Annotated in this window: 14 protein-coding genes; 7 read left to right on the top strand and 7 right to left on the bottom strand. The window is 71.3% G+C overall.

Annotated features, from left to right (window positions below):
- Window positions 1–51: 51 nt before the first annotated feature.
- A complete protein-coding gene (locus tag DFJ67_RS00070) occupies window positions 52–891 on the top strand; it encodes an SAM-dependent methyltransferase (RefSeq protein WP_116075393.1) in 840 nt (279 codons plus the stop codon).
- A 52-nt stretch (window positions 892–943) separates the two neighbouring features.
- On the opposite strand, the gene DFJ67_RS00065 is transcribed toward DFJ67_RS00070, so the two are convergent.
- A complete protein-coding gene (locus DFJ67_RS00065) occupies window positions 944–2,026 on the bottom strand; it encodes a glycoside hydrolase family 19 protein (protein WP_116065976.1) in 1,083 nt (360 codons plus the stop codon).
- A gap of 214 nt (window positions 2,027–2,240) precedes the next feature.
- Here DFJ67_RS00065 and DFJ67_RS44305 point away from each other — a divergent pair, with 214 nt between their 5' ends.
- Both DFJ67_RS44305 and DFJ67_RS00055 read left to right on the top strand, forming a co-directional pair.
- A complete protein-coding gene (locus DFJ67_RS44305; protein ID WP_147315367.1) occupies window positions 2,241–4,481 on the top strand; it encodes a hypothetical protein in 2,241 nt (746 codons plus the stop codon).
- Window positions 4,482–4,489: 8 nt separating this feature from the next.
- A complete protein-coding gene (locus DFJ67_RS00055; protein ID WP_147315366.1) occupies window positions 4,490–5,491 on the top strand; it encodes a hypothetical protein in 1,002 nt (333 codons plus the stop codon).
- Window positions 5,492–5,717: 226 nt separating this feature from the next.
- Here DFJ67_RS00055 and DFJ67_RS00050 read toward each other — a convergent pair whose 3' ends face one another.
- Window positions 5,718–6,665: a patatin-like phospholipase family protein gene (locus tag DFJ67_RS00050; protein ID WP_116065973.1), complete on the bottom strand. Its 948-nt coding sequence runs from the start codon at window positions 6,663–6,665 to the stop codon at window positions 5,718–5,720.
- Between the two features lie 120 nt (window positions 6,666–6,785).
- Between DFJ67_RS00050 and DFJ67_RS00045 the strand changes: the two genes are divergently transcribed.
- Window positions 6,786–7,577, top strand: a complete 792-nt coding sequence (locus tag DFJ67_RS00045; RefSeq protein WP_116065972.1) for a helix-turn-helix domain-containing protein — start codon at window positions 6,786–6,788, stop codon at window positions 7,575–7,577.
- A 512-nt stretch (window positions 7,578–8,089) separates the two neighbouring features.
- On the opposite strand, the gene DFJ67_RS00040 is transcribed toward DFJ67_RS00045, so the two are convergent.
- A complete protein-coding gene (locus DFJ67_RS00040) occupies window positions 8,090–9,052 on the bottom strand; it encodes a LysR family transcriptional regulator (protein ID WP_116065971.1) in 963 nt (320 codons plus the stop codon).
- A gap of 7 nt (window positions 9,053–9,059) precedes the next feature.
- Window positions 9,060–9,641: a TetR/AcrR family transcriptional regulator gene (locus DFJ67_RS00035; RefSeq protein WP_116065970.1), complete on the bottom strand. Its 582-nt coding sequence runs from the start codon at window positions 9,639–9,641 to the stop codon at window positions 9,060–9,062.
- A 70-nt stretch (window positions 9,642–9,711) separates the two neighbouring features.
- Between DFJ67_RS00035 and DFJ67_RS42480 the strand changes: the two genes are divergently transcribed.
- Both DFJ67_RS42480 and DFJ67_RS44300 read left to right on the top strand, forming a co-directional pair.
- Window positions 9,712–10,047 carry a DUF2218 domain-containing protein gene (locus tag DFJ67_RS42480; protein ID WP_170215699.1) on the top strand — a complete coding sequence of 112 codons (336 nt, stop codon included), beginning with the start codon at window positions 9,712–9,714 and terminating at the stop codon, window positions 10,045–10,047.
- A gap of 4 nt (window positions 10,048–10,051) precedes the next feature.
- Window positions 10,052–10,372, top strand: a complete 321-nt coding sequence (locus DFJ67_RS44300) for a cold shock domain-containing protein (protein ID WP_116065969.1) — start codon at window positions 10,052–10,054, stop codon at window positions 10,370–10,372.
- Window positions 10,373–10,380: 8 nt separating this feature from the next.
- Here the strand turns inward: DFJ67_RS44300 and DFJ67_RS00020 are convergent, their stop codons facing one another.
- Window positions 10,381–11,139 (bottom strand): class I SAM-dependent methyltransferase, encoded by a 759-nt coding sequence (locus DFJ67_RS00020; RefSeq protein WP_116065968.1) that lies wholly within the window; start codon window positions 11,137–11,139, stop codon window positions 10,381–10,383.
- A gap of 53 nt (window positions 11,140–11,192) precedes the next feature.
- On the opposite strand from DFJ67_RS00020, the gene DFJ67_RS00015 reads away from it, so the two are divergent.
- Window positions 11,193–14,213 (top strand): ATP-binding protein, encoded by a 3,021-nt coding sequence (locus tag DFJ67_RS00015; RefSeq protein ID WP_116065967.1) that lies wholly within the window; start codon window positions 11,193–11,195, stop codon window positions 14,211–14,213.
- Here the strand turns inward: DFJ67_RS00015 and DFJ67_RS00010 are convergent.
- A complete protein-coding gene (locus DFJ67_RS00010) occupies window positions 14,168–14,932 on the bottom strand; it encodes an ABC transporter permease (protein ID WP_116065966.1) in 765 nt (254 codons plus the stop codon). The two genes, DFJ67_RS00015 and DFJ67_RS00010, sit on opposite strands and share 46 nt — an antisense overlap.
- On the bottom strand, window positions 14,929–15,555 hold a 627-nt coding region (locus DFJ67_RS00005), incomplete at its 5' end, for an ATP-binding cassette domain-containing protein (RefSeq protein WP_116065965.1). The genes DFJ67_RS00010 and DFJ67_RS00005, both read right to left, overlap by 4 nt.

Here is a 15,555-nt window from a genome sequence, read left to right as displayed (position 1 = left end):
GGGCTGCGAAAATGTGCACCCCTGGTGCATAGTGGACGCCTACGGATGTCGATGATCCGACCGGAGGCTGGCCACGTGCTGCGAGAACCACAGGACCGCGCGTCGAAGCCGGCCACTGCGGCCCGCATCTACGACTACTTCCTTGGCGGCACCTACAACTTCGAGGCCGACCGGCAGGCGGCCCAGAAGATGATCGAGCTGTTTCCGATGGTGCGCGCCGGAGCCCGCAACAACCGGGCGTTCCTGCGGCGGGCCGTGCGACACATCGCCACCGCGGGGATCACCCAGTTCCTCGACATCGGCTCCGGCATCCCCACCGAGGGCAACGTCCACGATGCCGTCCAGAAGATCCAGCCCGGCGCCCGGGTGGCCTACGTCGACATCGATCCCGTCGCGGTCTCCGAAAGCCTCGACCTGCTGACCGGCAACGACGACGCCACCGCGATCCGGGCCGACCTGCGCGAGCCCCGGTCGATCCTCGACCACCCGGCCGTGCGCGGCATGCTCGACTTCGACCAGCCGATCGCGTTGCTGCTGTCGGCGGTGCTGCACTTCGTCCCCGACGACAAGCTCGCCACGGACATCGTCGAGACGCTGCTCGACGCGTTGCCCGCCGGCAGCTACCTGCTGCTCTCGCACGGGTCGGTCGAGGGCATGCCCGAGCGGGCGCAGCAGCTCGAGGGCGCCAAGGATCTCTACAAGCGCGACACCGCGAGCCTGCTCTCTCCCCGTACCCGTGAAGAGGTCCTGCGGTTCTTCGATGGCTTGCAACTCGTCGAGCCTGGCCTGGTGTGGGTGCCGCAGTGGCGCCCCGAGCCGGGCGATCCGACCGACTTCATCGACAACCCGACCATGAGCGCCAGCCTGGGTGGGGTCGCGGTCAAGAGCTGAGAGCCCGGGAGCGACGGCCTACGCGCGCCGCGCCCGGGCAGGCAACGCGTGCTCAGCAGGACAGGTTGTTTCCGGCGGGTACGCCGAGGATGCCGACGAACTGTTGATAGCGGGTGACGCGGCTCTGCACCTGGGCGGGGTTGCCGCCATTGCACTCGATCGACCCGTTGATGCTGCGGATGGTCTCGCCGAAGCCGGCGCCGTTGACCATCGCGTTGTGCGGTGTCATCGTGCCGGGACCGTTCTGCGTCATCCAATACCAGATGCCGGTCTTCCAGGCGACCGCCGCGTCGGTCTGCACCAGCCAGGGGTTGGTCAGCAGGGGCAGGCCGAGCGCGTTGCCGGCGGCGTTGTAGTTGAAGTTCCAGCTCAGCTGGATCGGACCACGGCCGTAGTAAGCGGCCTGGCCGGCCGGGCAGCCATAGGGCTGGTTCGGGTCGCAGTAGTGCGGGTAGTTCGCGGTGTTCTGCTCGACGATGTAGACGAGCCCGCCGGTCTCGTGGTGCACGTTGGCGAGGAAGGCCGCGGCCTCCTGGCGCTGCACCGTGGTGCTGCCCGACTTGGCGAACGCCGGGTAGGCGCTGAGCGCGGCGACCAGCCCGGAGTAGGTGTAGAAGGAGTTCCGACCCGGGAACATCTGGTTGAACTGCGCCTCGCTGACCACGAAACCGCCCGTCGGCGGCGGGTCGGTCGGGTTGCCGCCACCGCCGCAGGTGAACGGATCCCAATACCAGGTGCTGATGATCGGGTCGTAGCCCGGGTTGTCGTGCTCGGCGATGTAGTAGAGGCCGTTGGTGTAGCGGACGATCGCGCCGGTCGCATACCAGGTGCCGGCGACCCAGTTCGGGTAGTTGCAGCTTCCGCCGGGGTTGCCGGGGTTTCCGCCGCCGCCGTCGCAGGCGCCGAGGTCTTGCCACACGCCGGTGGTGCCGGGCGGGGCCTCGCCCTGCGTCCACCATTTCGCCTGGTAGTTGCGACCGTTGCGGGAGGCCTGGTTGCCTCCCCAGTAGACGGTCGAGGCCTGCCACGCGGCCGTGCAGGCCGCGGCCTGAGCCGCGGTCGCCGGGATGATCGCGACGACTCCGCCGGCGAGGACCATGGCGAGGGCTACGAGAAGGGCACGCAGTCTCGGCATCCGATCACTCCTTTCGGGAGGGGTGGGGATCGATGCGCGTGACTGTAGCATCTTCTGTTCACAATCTTTACTAATAGGCCTGTCCAGATATTGAAAACTGCGTCCAATCAGGATGTACGCGCGCGAATGCCTGCTGGCAATGAGTTGCGGGACAACAACTGTCGGAGGTCCTCCGTAGCCTCTCCTCCCAGACACATCGATGGATGGGAGTGTGATGGCCAGCCACGCACGGTTACGAACTCGGGTGCTCGCCGCCGCGGTCACTGCCGCGATGGCGGTGCAGCTCGGCTTTGCCAACGAGGCCTCAGCGGAGGGAACGCCTCGGTGGGAGCAAGAGGTCGCGAAGATACCGACCACCGACTACACCCATGACGCGCGCCAGTCGATCACCGACGCGATCGACGCGATCCGGCCCTTCCTCGGGGGCGACGCGCACGAGAGCCGGGTCGACGCGGTGGCGGCCGACGTCACCAACCGCTACTACGACGGCGCGCGCTTCAAGACCGTCGCCGACGCCGGCGCCGCCTACGACAACCTCAAGCACCTCGCGTCGTTCGTGAAGAGCCGGTTGAGCGGCTCGCACGACGCCGCCCAGGAGCAGGCCTTCACCACCGCCATCGTCAACCTGCTCACCGCGATCCGGCTGCTCGCCGACGCCGCGGTGCAAGACGCCGAGGCGACCATCGGGCCGTTCCGCGCCAACCCGCCACCGGCACCGGCGCCACCGGGCCTCAGCGGCGCGTTCGGCGACCTCGACAGCGCGAAGACCTGGCTCGACAAGACCGACAAGATGCTGGAGAAGGCCAACGTCACGTCGGCCACCGTGCACGCCGAGAAGGCCTGGCAAGACGGCTTCCACGTGCTGCCCCGGCTCGGCATCACCTACGACGGCGACCATGACGCCGACGGTGTGGTCGACGTGGTCGAGCTGCGGTTCGGTGCGAGCCCGCTGCTGGTCGACTCCGACAGCGACGGGCTGACCGACAAGTTCGAGATCAACGCCCTGGCCGGCTGGACGATGCCCAACCTGGCCGACACCGACCACGACGGGGTCAGCGACGCCAGCGAAGACGTCGACAACGACGGCCTGACCAACCTGCAGGAGCAGGAACTCGGCACCTCGCCCACCAACCCCGACACCGACGGTGACGGGGCCAGCGACGGTGCCGAGGTCGCCAAGGGCAGCAACCCGCTCGTCGCCGACCAGCCCCGGGCCCCGCCCGCCACCGGTGACCTGCCGCCGATCGTGCCCGCACCCAACCTCTCCGACACCGACGGCGACGGGCTGATCGACGTCGCCGAGGAAGACGCCGAGACCGATCCCAACAACGTCGACAGCGACGGTGACGGGCTGTCCGACGGCAACGAGGTCAACGAGCTGGCCATCGACCCGCTCAACGTCGACACCGACGGCGACACGCTGCGCGACGACTACGAGTCGGTCCACATGGAAGACCTCGGCCTCGACCCGGGCTTCCCCGACCAGCAGATCAGCAAGTGGACCTACGTCAGCGACTTCCTGCTCGGGATGTTCGCCGGCGACTTCCAACCGCGCGACTCGATGGCCTGGCTCGCGGGCAACCTGTGCTCAGGCGGCCTGAGCGCGATCCCGGTCGTCGGCTGGATCCTCGGTGGCCTGGCCGACCTGCGCGACACGATCGCCGGAGTGATCCACGGCGACTGGGTCAGCGCGGGGCTGAGCATTCTCGGTGTCGTGCCCTACGTGGGCGACGCGGTCGCGATTCCGGGCAAGGCGGCCCGCTTCGTCCTGCGTTACGTCCACCGGATGGGCGAGACCCTGCGGTTCGTCACCAAGTGGGACAAGATCCCCGACGCCGTCAAGGACGTGGCGCTCGAACTGATCCTGGGCGAGACCTACAACTTCCTCGTCGGCGACACCGGCGACTTCAACATCGCCGCGTTCCGGTTCAGCCGGGCCGACATCCGCAACCTGACCCGCGGAAGTCGCACCGACTGGGAGGAGATCGCCGACGCCATGCGGCACCCCCTCCACCGTGACGGCGTCTCGGTCCCGCCGCAGCGCAACGGGCCGGCCGGCGAGGTCGCGCTGAGGGACATCATTCTCAACGGCAACTGCCAACCCCAGCACGAGGTCTCCACGAGAGGCTTCCCGCGGCCCAGGTCGATCAAGCGCGTCGCCGACTGCGCCGAGGTCGACCCGGTCGATGGCGAGCTCGTCCTGCACGAGGTCAAGACCGGTGTCCCGACCTGGAGCAGCATGATCGACGAGTGCCGCAAGGACGCCTGGATGCTCACGCCCGAGGGCAAAGCCGTGCACGGGCAAGACGGCAGCACGCCGGGCAAGCCCAACATCAAGGGCGTGCACTGGCACTTCATCGCGCACGACCGCTACCACAGCATCGGCATCGCGCCCAACGTGCTCGAATGCCTGAAGCTCAACAACATTCCGTTCACGATTCACCCGATAAGCTAGCCAACACTGTGAGTCTGACCATGGGGGTGGTCCCGTCCGGGACCGAGCTGAGCAGGGCGACCACGGTCGCCCTGCTCAGCAGGCTGCTCGGCGACGATCCCGATCTGCACGCCCTGGTCCCGTCGGGTGAATACGCCGAGCTGTCCTGGGACGGCGAGCGCGTCGGCACGCAATGGTTCGTCTACCCCGGCCGCACGGGGGTCGGGCAGCTCGAGGTCTCGATCTGGGACAGCTTTCCCAACCGCCCGGCGGATGCCTACCGCGACGAGGCGGCGCCGGTCCTCGAAGTGCTGCGAGACCTGGCCAACGCCAGCGGCGGCCGGCTCATCATCGAAGAAGGCGACGTCACCGGGGCCCCGCTCGACGAGCTGCTCGACCTGATCTCGGTGCCTTCGGTCGGGGCGCCCCCCGCGACACGGGCGGAGTCCGATGAGGACTACCTGCACCGCTACCTGGCCGCCGGCGACGACCGGCTCGCCTGGCTGCGCGACCACGCCGCGGCGGCGGGAACCCCGTTGCGGCTCGACTTTTCCCGCGAGAGCCTGGTCCCGTTGTGGCAGTGGGCGACCGGTCGGCTCGAGCCCCGGGCCGCCGATGCTCCCAAGGAAAAGGTCTTCCTCGCCAACGGCAGCGCCTACCAACGCCCGACCGACGCCGACCTGCCGATGTGGTTCGGCCGCAGCCTCTTCCTAGCCCCACACGTCTGGTCCGACGAGTCACTCGCCCTGATCGACGCGATCTCCTTCTACGCCCTGGAGTGCCTGCGCCGCGCGGTGCCCGACCTGACCTGGCGCGTGGGACACGGCCCAGACCGCGGCTACCCGCACGAAGGCCAGCCGGTGCTGGCCGGGCGCGGCCCCGAACTCGAGCCGGTCACCGCGGTGATCCCGCTCGCGGCGAAGGTCTACCGGGTGCGCGTTCCCGACCCCACCCGTCCGGCCAAACCCCCGACCGCGGAAGACCTGCGCGACTGGTTCGACGTGGCCCTTCAGCGGGCCGAAGGCGCCTGACCGACTAAATCCCCGACCCGCCGAAAACCTCCGTGACTGGTTCGAACTGGCGTCCGCAGGCAGAAGGTGCCTGGGCGGTCAAACGCCGACCGCCGAAGACCTGCGTGACTGGCTCGACGTGGCGCTTCCGCGGGCGGAAGGTGCCTGGGCGGTCAAACCCCGACCGCCGAAGACCTGCGCGACTGGTTCGACCCGGCGCTTCCGCGGGCGGACGGCGCCTGAGGGGTCAACCCGGCGCGACGGTCATCGCGTCGTCGGTGCAACCCAGCGCGTTAAGCGCCGCCTGGCGGCCGGTTTCGACGGCCGCGCGCAGCGGGTCCGGGCGGCGTTCGGTGCGGCCGATGTTGGCGCTGCCGATCGGTGGGCGGATCTGCAGGGTCGCGGGGTGCGCGGCGAGAAGCCGCTCTTCCTCGGCCCGCAGGGTCGCGCGGCGCAGCCAGGTATCGGCGGCTCCTGGTGCGCGCCGGGCGAACCAGCGCGACAACAGCAGGCGTTCGCCGCGGGAGGGAGCCGAAGAGGTTTCGTCCGTGCGCCGGGTGCGCAGCGCGACGATGTGCGTGGCCTGCCCGGCGAGGGCCGTGCGCACCGGGACCGCCTCGCTCAGCCCGGCGTCGACGTACGTCCGCCCGTCGATCTCGACCGGTTCCCCGGCCAGCAGGGGCATCGCGGTCGACGCGCGCAGGGCGGCCTGAAGGCTGGCCTGGTCACGGATCTGGTCGTGCAGGTCGACGGCCCGGCCGGTGCGGGCGTCGGTGGCGACCGGGTGGAACTCGACGGTGCTGTCGAGGATCTCCTGGAAGCCCATCGGCATGATCTCGGTGTAGACGGTGTGGATCAAAAAACGGGTGTCCACGACCGGCCGGCGGCTCAGCGCGCGCCGGGGGTCGATGGTGGTCCGCATGACGATCGGGTCCCACCACGCGTGCTTCGTGCTCTCGGCCCTACCGCAGAGCAGCCAGGCCGCGTTCAGCGCGCCCGCGGAGCTGCCGTAGACCGCGTCGAACATCGGCAACAGCCCGAGTTGTTCGATGGCGATCGTCATGCCGCTCGAGTAGGCACCACGGGAGCTTCCCCCTTCGATCAGCAGCACCAGGCGGGCGTCGTCGCCGCGCTGGCCGGGAGTACTTCCCTGTTTCTTGCGGTCGCGCAGCAACTGGAGGACAGAAGCGGTCACCGTTTCCCCTTGCTCTCGTGTTCGTAGGCCCGTCGCCAGCGTGCCCGCTCGGGAGACGCGAATGCGAATACCTGGCAGGTACTCGTTCCGGCTCGCACCGGCCGGCTATGGTGACATAACGTGACAACAGCGAACGTCGGCGAGCTGATCCGCCAGCAACGGGGACTGGCCAGACGCAGCCAGTTGGACCTGGCCTACGAGATCGGCGTCTCACCCCGCCACCTGAGCTTTGTCGAACTGGGCAAGTCGAAGCCGAGCCCGGGCCTGCTGATCAAGATCGCCGAGCATCTCGACCTGCCGCTGCGGGAACGCAACGACTGGCTGCTGGCGGCCGGATACGCACCGCGCTATCCGGAGTCACCGCTGACCGGCCCGGCGCTTTCTCGCGTGCGCACCTCGTTGCAGGCGCTGCTGGACGCGCACGACCCGTTCCCCGGTCTCGCGATCGACGGGCACTGGAACGTGCTGCTCAGCAACCGCGCTGCGCGCCGGCTCGTCGCCGGCATCCCGGAAGACGTGCGCGGCGAGCCGGCCAACATCTTCCGGATGGCCCTGCACCCGGCGGGATTCGCGGGCCGCACCCGCAACTTTCCCGAATGGTCCGCCTACCTGCTGCGCCGCCTCGACCGCGCGGTCGTGCGCACCCAGGACCCCGGCCTCGCCGCCCTCGCTGACGAGGTCGCGACCTGGCCCGCCATTCCCGAACGCCAGACCTGGCGCCACCTGTCGTCGGACGAAGCCGACGACCCGGTCCTGTCCTGGCGACTGGAACACGCCGGCGCGGAACTGTCGATGTTCACCCTGCTGAGCACGTTCGGCACCCCGCTGGACGTCACCCTGTCGGACCTGTCAATCGAGCTGTTCTTCCCGGCCGACGAGCAGACCGAGGCGACCCTGCGCCGCCCGGCCTGACGGCTGCGCCGACGCTGGCTGGCGTGACGGCTGCGCCGACACCCGCCTGGCCGCACGGCTGCGCCGAGGCCGCTTGGCGTGACGGCTTCGCCCACGGCGCCTGGCGTGACGGCTTCGCCTGTACCGCGGTGGCGTGACGGCTGCGCCGACACCGCCTGGCCGCACGGCTGCGCCGAGGCCGCTTGGCGTGACGGCTTCGCCCACGGCGCCTGGCGTGACGGCTTCGCCTGTACCGCCTGGCGTGACGGCTGCGCCGACACCGCCTGGCCGCACGGCTGCGCCGAGGCCGCTTGGCGTGACGGCTTCGCCCACGGCGCCTGGCGTGACGGCTTCGCCTACACGGCCTGGCCTCACGGCTTCGCCCACGGCGCCTGGTGTGCTGGCTTCGCCTACACGGCCTGGCCTCACGGCTTCGCCCACGGCGCCTGGTGTGCTGGCTTCGCCTACACGGCCTGGCCTCACGGCTTCGCCCACGGCGCCTGGCGTGACGGCTTCGCCTGTACCGCCTGGCCTCACGGCTGCGCCGGCACCGCCGGGCTTGATGGCTGCGCCCACGTCGGCAGCCACACCTTCTCGTCGGCTGCTTCGACCCGTCGGGAGCCGAGGTGGTCGCGGAGCTTGCTCAGGCCTGGATGTGGGTTGTCGGCCCGCCAGATGAGCGACATCGGGTAGATCGGTGCCGGGTCGCGCACCGGGATGCGCCGCAGGTCGTAGCTGTCCGGCCATAGGTAGCGCGTGCGTTCGCCGGCCAGCGTCGCCAATTCCGCGGAGTCGGCGATCTCGGCCAGTAGTGCCTCGTTGCCGAAGACCGGGCCGACCAGGTCGATGGTGAGCCCGAACGCCGCGGCGAGTTCGTCGTAGTAGTCGGACCACTCGGTGCCGGTCGCCATCCCGGGCATCCAGATGCGGTGGTCGGCGAGTTGGGACGGCGTGACGGCGCGGGCGTTGGCCAGCGGATGGCGTGGGCCGACCAGCAACTCGTGGTGCTCGTCGATCACCCGGGCGGTCCTGATCAGGCCCGGCAGTTGCCGGGCGGGCACGGTGATCGCGCGGAAGCTGGCGTCGACCGATCCCGCGTCGACGGCCGCGATCGCGCCTTGCATGTCGGCGTCGAGGGTGACGACGTCGAGTTCGATCCGCGGGTGCGCGCGGTGGAAGTCTTGCAGCAGCACGGCCGGCGCTATCCGTCGACTGTGGACATCGACGCGTAGGGCCCGCCGGCCCGGGCGCACGGACGCGTCGGCGCGGGCTTCCACCCGGAGGAGTTCGCGGGCGTGTGGGAGGAACGTCTGGCCGTCGATCGTGAGCTGGGCGCCGCGGGCCGTGCGGGTGAACAGCCGCACGTCGAGATCTCGCTCCAGGGCCGCGATCCGCTTGGACACGGCCTGCTGTGTGATCGACAGCGCCGCGGCGGCGTCCTGGAACTGGCCGGCGTCGGCGGCGGCGACGAAGGTGCGCACGGCGTCGAGATCCACGGACCCACTATCCCCGGTCGTCGGCGCGGAGCCCGGCCAGGGTGGTCCGGACCAGCCGGCCGACTGCCGCCGGGCCGCGCAGGCCGGGCGCCGCTCCCAGGGCGTGCAGGCAGTAAAGAGTCAGTTCGTTGGCCGGGACATCCCGGGTGATGGCGCCCGCCGCGGCGGCGTCGACGATCAGCTCCCGGACGAGGTCGCTCAACTGGCGGTGTGCCGCGCTGACCCGCGCACCGCGGTGCAGCAGGTCGCCGAGCTCGTCGTGCGAGCCACGCCGGTGGGAGATCGCCTTCGCGTACGCCGCCAGCACCGCCTCCAGGCGTCGCGCGGCGCCGGTGGTGCGGTCGCGTACCTGGATCAGATCGCGTAGGTGCTCGGTGATCTGCCGGTCGTGCCAGGCGACCAGGATCGACTCGACATCGGGAAAGTATTTGTAGAGCGTCGCGCGGCCGATGCCGGTGTCCTTGGCGATCTGCGACATGGTCACGCCCGTCAGGCCCTGCGCGGCGACCAGGGCCGCGGTGGCGTCGATGGTGGCCTCCCGGACGGCGTCTCTATGCGCCTCGATCGTCTGGCTCCAGATCTTCGGCATGCGGCCGATCGTACTCGCACTCGTAGACAACTGCCTTGACGGCGACACTCTGTCTCGAAAAACTAGCGGCATGCCGACCGCCGAAGCGCGCATCCGCACCGACCGGGCCAACCGCTACCTCGACCAGTTGTGCGGCCACACCGCCCGGATCGGCGGCCACCACCACCACGGCGCCGACACCGCGACCGCGTTGGTTCCGCGCCGGGCCGAGGCGACCGGCACCGACGGGGTCATCGAGTTCGACCGCGGCCGCTGCACGCTGCGGGCCACCGCCGACGAACTCACGCTCAGAGCCGAGGCCGACGAAGCGCAGCACCTGGCCCTCATCCAGGACGCGCTGACCGACCGGCTCCGGCTGATCGGCCGCAGAGATCAGTTGACAGTCACCTGGACGCCAGCACACTGAGGCCGTGACGAGTTCTGGGGTGGTGCGGGCCTACACCGCCGACGAGGGTTGGGGAATCATCGACGGTCCGGACGTGCCCGGCGGCTGCTGGGTGCACTTCTCGGCGATCGCGGGCAACGGGCCGAAACAGCTCGCCGAAGGGCAGCGCGTCTCGTTCTGGGCCGAGGCCGAGGCCGAGGCCGAGGCCGCGGAGCAGGACGGGTTCGCCTACCGCGCGGTGAAGGTCTGGTCGGGCGACACCGAACCCGACGACCAGCGCCCCGACGAGACCGGCTCCGACGCCTACCGCAGCACCCTCACGCTGACCTTCGACGACGAAGCCTGACAAAGAGATCAGGGCGCCGTAGCGGTCGCGAACACCCGGCGGAGCGAATCGAACGACTCCAGCGACCGCCGCCCCTCGACCTGGAGCGACCGCACGGCCGGGTCGGAGTCCGGCGCCGCGAGCGCCGCCTCCCACAGCGTCCGTTCCGCCGCCCGCCACTCCGGCATCTCCCGCACCTCCACCTCGACGAAGCCCGCCGCGGGCAGATCGCGCCGCAGATCCATCGCGTGGATCCGCGCCGACACCCGCTCGTCGGCCGGGCTGGCGGCCTCCCAACTCGTCACCGCGAGCCGCCCGCCCGGCCGCAGGAGCCGACGAAACTCCAGCAGCCCGGCCAGCGGCGGCGCCGCGAACTGCACCGCGTCGACGCACATCACCCCGTCGGCGACCGCCGTGGGCAGACCGGCCTCGGTCAGCGTTCCGACCCGGAACTCGGCCCGGCCCGCCGGCAGCCGGCGCGCGGCGATCGACTCGGCGTGGGCGAGGGCCACGGCGGAGAAGTCCACGCCGACCAGGCGGGCGCCGGCCCGATGGGCGACCTCGATGCCATAGCCGCCGCGCCCGCAGCCGAGGTCGAGCAGCAGCCCGTCCGCCGGCAGCCGAAGCGCCGCGGCCACCTCGCCGAGAGCCGGCCAGGACAGGGCGCTGGCGAAGCCCAGTTCCGGAGGCAGCCCCAGGGTGCTGGCGACGATCGCGTCGCGAGCGGGTGAGGCGGCCATGTCGGCATACCACTGGTCGAAGTAAGCGGCGTCACGTGCGGCGGTCATCCGCCCATTGTCGCGGTCCCGGAAGACGACCCGACCGGGCTAGCCTGGCGGCAGTGACCATCGAGCTGACTCTGCTCTCGCGGGTGGCCTACCGAAACCAGGAGGTCACCGGCGCTGGCCCGCGTGGCCTGCTCGCGGTGCTGGCCGGTGACCTGCGCACGGGCAGTAGCACCGCCCGGCTGGTCGAAGCGCTCTGGCCCGACGAGCAACCCGAGCACCCCACCAAGGCGCTCCAGATCCTGGTCTCCCGCGCCCGGGCGCGGCTGGGTCCGGAGCTCATCGTCAGCACCCCCACCGGCTACCGCCTCGCGCTGCGCCCTGACCAGGTCGACGCCGAGGCCGTGCTGCTGGAGGCGGCGGCGAGCGAGCGGGCCACCGATGCACAAGCCGCCCTCGCGCACGCCGAATCCGGCCTCGCTCTCTGTGAAGGCGCCCAGGACCACGACGCCGCCGACCCGTTGAGCGCGTTGCGCAACGCGCGGGCGACGACCTACCGGTCGCTGGTCCGGTCCCGCGCGCTCGCGCTCTCCCGCCTGGGCCGCGCGACCGAGGCGATCGAGCCGCTGCGCGCGCTCGCCGCCGAGCACCCCCGCGACGAGACAATCCTCGCCGAACTGCTCCGCTCCGAAGCCGCCACCGCCGGCCCGGCCGAGGCCCTGACCAGGTACGACGCCTACCGCCGGACCCTGCGCGACGAGCTGGGCACGGAACCCGGGCCGGCGCTGCGGACGGCGTACCAGAAGCTGCTCCTGATCGATGCCCCTGTTGTCCGAAGCGGGGTGCGGCAGGAGCCCAACCCGATGCTCGGCCGCGACCGGGACGCCGCCGCCGTGGCCGACCTGCTGAAGACCGCAAGGGTCACCTCGATCGTCGGGCCCGGCGGCCTCGGCAAGACCCGGCTCGCGCACGCCGTGGCCCGGGCCGCCGACCAGCGGGTGGTGCACTTCGTCGCGCTGGCCGGTGCCACGGCCGACAGCGACGTGCTCGGCGAGGTCGCGGAAGCAATGGGCGTGCGGGGAGCCGACGCGATCGTCGACGCGCTCGGCCCCGGCCTGCTGGTGCTCGACAACTGCGAACACGTCGTACGCGGCACCGCCGCCCTGGTCCAGGCCCTGGTCTCACGCAGCGCCGACCTGCGGGTGCTCACCACCAGCCGGGCCCCGCTGGGCCTGTCCTCGGAGTCCGTCTACCCGCTGCCTGAGCTCGACCTGCCGACGATGGTCGACCTGTTCGGCCAGCGCGCCCGCGCGGTCCGGCCCGATGTCGACCTGCCACCGAGCGTCGTACGCCAGTTGTCCGCCCGTCTCGACGGCCTCCCGCTCGCCGCGGAGCTGGCCGCCGCGCGGGTCCGGGTGATGTCGGTCCCCGAGATCGCCAGCCGGCTCGACGACCGGTTCGCCGTGCTGCGCGGCAGCACCCGCGACGCGCCCGGCCGCCACCAGACCCTGCACGCCGTCATCGACTGGAGCTGGCACCTGCTGGAGCCCGCCGGGCAGGCGGCCATGCGCGCCCTCTCGGTGTTTCCGGGCGGGTTCACCGCGGCCGCCGCCCGCCGCCTGCTCGGCGACGACGCGATCCTGGAGCAGCTCGTCGACCAGTCGCTGCTGCGGGTCGGCGACGGCGGATCGGGCACCCGCTTCCGGATGCTGGAGACGGTGCGCGAGTTCAGCACCGCCCGCCGCGCGGAGGCCGGCGAGACCGACCGGGTCGTCGACGGCTTCCTGGCCTGGGCCGGCGACTACGGCGAGCAGTGGCAGGAGGCCGACCTCACCTCGGGCTCGCTGGCCGTCGGCGCGATCCGGGCCGAGCAGGACAACCTGGTGCAGGCCCTGCGCTACGGGCTCGAGCGGGCCGACGGCGCGACCGTCGCGGTTACGGCGGCCATGCTGGGCAGCCTGTGGATCACGGAGTCCAACTTCACCCGGCTGGCCGGCCTGGCCGAAGACACCGCCTGGGTGCTGTCGCACTTCCGGCCCGGGCCGGGCTTCGTCGAGGCGACCCGGACGGCCGCGGTGCTCGGCGCGATGGTCGGCTTCGTCACGCCGGAGCTGAGCCCGGCCCGCGCCCTGGTCACCCTGCGCCGCCTGCCGGCGGCCGAGCCCGACACGCTGATCCGCGCGGCACACATCGCCCTGTGCGCTAAGGATCTCGCCGCGCTGGAGGAATTGGCGACCGCCGACCGGACGATGCTCGCCGGCGTCGCCAACTACGTGCTGAGCTACGTGTGGGAGAACTCCGCCAACGACCTCGACCGCGCGCTGCTCGCGGCCCGGCGGATGCTCGCGTGCTTCGACGACGACGGCCCGCCGGTGCTGCGCGCGGTCGCACACGGCCGGGTCGGTGAGCTGTCGCTCCAGGTCGACCCGGGGGAGGAGGCACTGCGCCACCTCGACGCCGCCCTGGCCATCACGACGGAACTCGGCTGGTCGACCGCCACCCGCGGTCGTTGGGCGCTGGTGCTGGCCAACCTGCAACGCGGCGCGTTCGACGAGGCCGAGCGCGCGCTCGACGAGGAGGCGCCGGCCGGCGCCGAGGATCTGGCCGGGTTCGAACTCTGCGCCCGCGCCGAGATCCGCCTCGGCCGCGGCGACATCGACGGGGGCCTGCGACTCTGGCGGGAGGCCGCCGATCGGGTCCGCGGTGCCACCGGCGCCGGGCTGTGGCCCTTCGAGGTCGAGGCCGTGGCCGTGCTCACCCACGCCCGCTTCGGCCGGCTCGACCTGGTCGACGACCTCGTCACGTCGTTGCCCGGCATCCTGGCCCGCACGCTGCCGACCGCGACCGCCGCCGGTTTCCCGGTCTGCGGCACGCTGCTGCTGGCCCTCGCGATGACCGAGCTCGACACCGACCCCGCGCGGGCTGTGCGGATGATCGCGCTGGCGGAGCGGTTCGGGCTGCTGCGCGGATTCCAGCCGACCATGTCGCCCGAGCGGATCCGGGGCATCGCCCGGAAGACGGACGGACCGGCGTACGCCGACGCTGTCTCGGCGTACGCCAGTCTCGATCATGAAGGTCTTCGGTCCTGTGCTCAGCGGTTGGGGTCGCGCCTGAACAGCGCCCGCGCCCACCCGTAGCCGGCCACCGCGAGCCCGACGCACCAGGCGACGGCGACGATCCCGCCGTGTTCGGTCGGCAGCCCCAGCAACAGCGCCCGCAACGTGTCGATGATCGGCGTGAACGGCTCGTGCTCGGCGAACCAGCCCACCGCGCCACCCATCGAGTCCGGCGACACGAAGGCGCTGCTCAGAAACGGCAGCAGTTGCACGACCAGGGTGAACGGACCGGTGCCCTCGGCGGTCCGGGCCGCCAGGCCGACGGCGACGGCCAGCCAGGTGAGCGCGACCGCGAGCAGCGCGACCAGGCCGAACGCGGCGAGCAACCGGAGCGGGTCGCCGTCGGGCCGGAACCCGAGGAGCACGGCGACGAAGACCACGAGAACAGAGCTGACGAGGGTACGGGCGACCGAGCCGACCACGTGCCCGGTCAACACCGACGCTCGGGAGATCGCCATCGTGCGGAACCGGGCGATGATGCCCCCGGTGAGGTCGCGGTTGACCGCCATGGCCGTCGTGCTGGCCCCGTAGCCGACGGTCATCAGCAGGATTCCGGCCACCACGTAGTTGATGTAGTCGCCGTGCGTCGCGCTGCCCATGCCGGCGATCAGCGCGTCGCCGAACACCTCCACGAACACCAGCAGCAGCACGACCGGCAGCCCGATCGTCATGATCACTGTTCCCGGGTTGCGCAGCGTGTGTCGCAGGTTGCGCCGCAGCATGGTCCCCGCGTCGGTCATCGGACGGCCTCCTCGGTCGCGATGGGGTTGCCGGTGAGCGCGAAGAACACGTCGTCGAGGTCGGGTGTGTGCACCGACAACTCTTCGACCTCGATCGCCGCCTGATCCAACCGGTCGAGCAACCCGCGCAACGCGGCGACGCCGCCGTCACCGGGCACCAGCAGGGTGAGCGCCTCGTCATCCCTTGACCCGCCATCGAGTACGCGGGCCGCCGCGTCAAGCCCCGCCGGGTCGGCGAACCGCAGCCGCACGTGGCCGCCGGGCAGCCCACGCTTGAGCTCTTCGGCGGTCCCTTCGGCGACCAGCGTGCCCCGGTCGAGCACCGCGATCCGGTCGGCGAGGTGGTCGGCCTCCTCGAGATACTGCGTGGTCAGGAAGATCGTGACGCCGCCCGCCACCAGCCCGCGGATGGTCTGCCACATCATCCGGCGGCTGCGCGGGTCGAGCCCGGTGGTCGGCTCGTCCAGGAAGATCACGCGGGGCTCGCCGACCAGCGTCATGGCCAGGTCGAGGCGGCGCCGCATGCCACCGGAGTAGGTCGAGGCCAGCTTCCGGGCCGCTTCCGTGAGCTCGAACCGGTCGAGCAGGTCGGCGACCCGCCGCCGCCCCTCGACCCGGCCGAG

Source organism: Asanoa ferruginea, assembly GCF_003387075.1.
In the GTDB taxonomy this organism is placed as follows: domain Bacteria; phylum Actinomycetota; class Actinomycetes; order Mycobacteriales; family Micromonosporaceae; genus Asanoa; species Asanoa ferruginea.
Note: the sequence above shows the minus strand (reverse complement) of the source record. Positions and strands in the feature narration are given on the sequence as shown.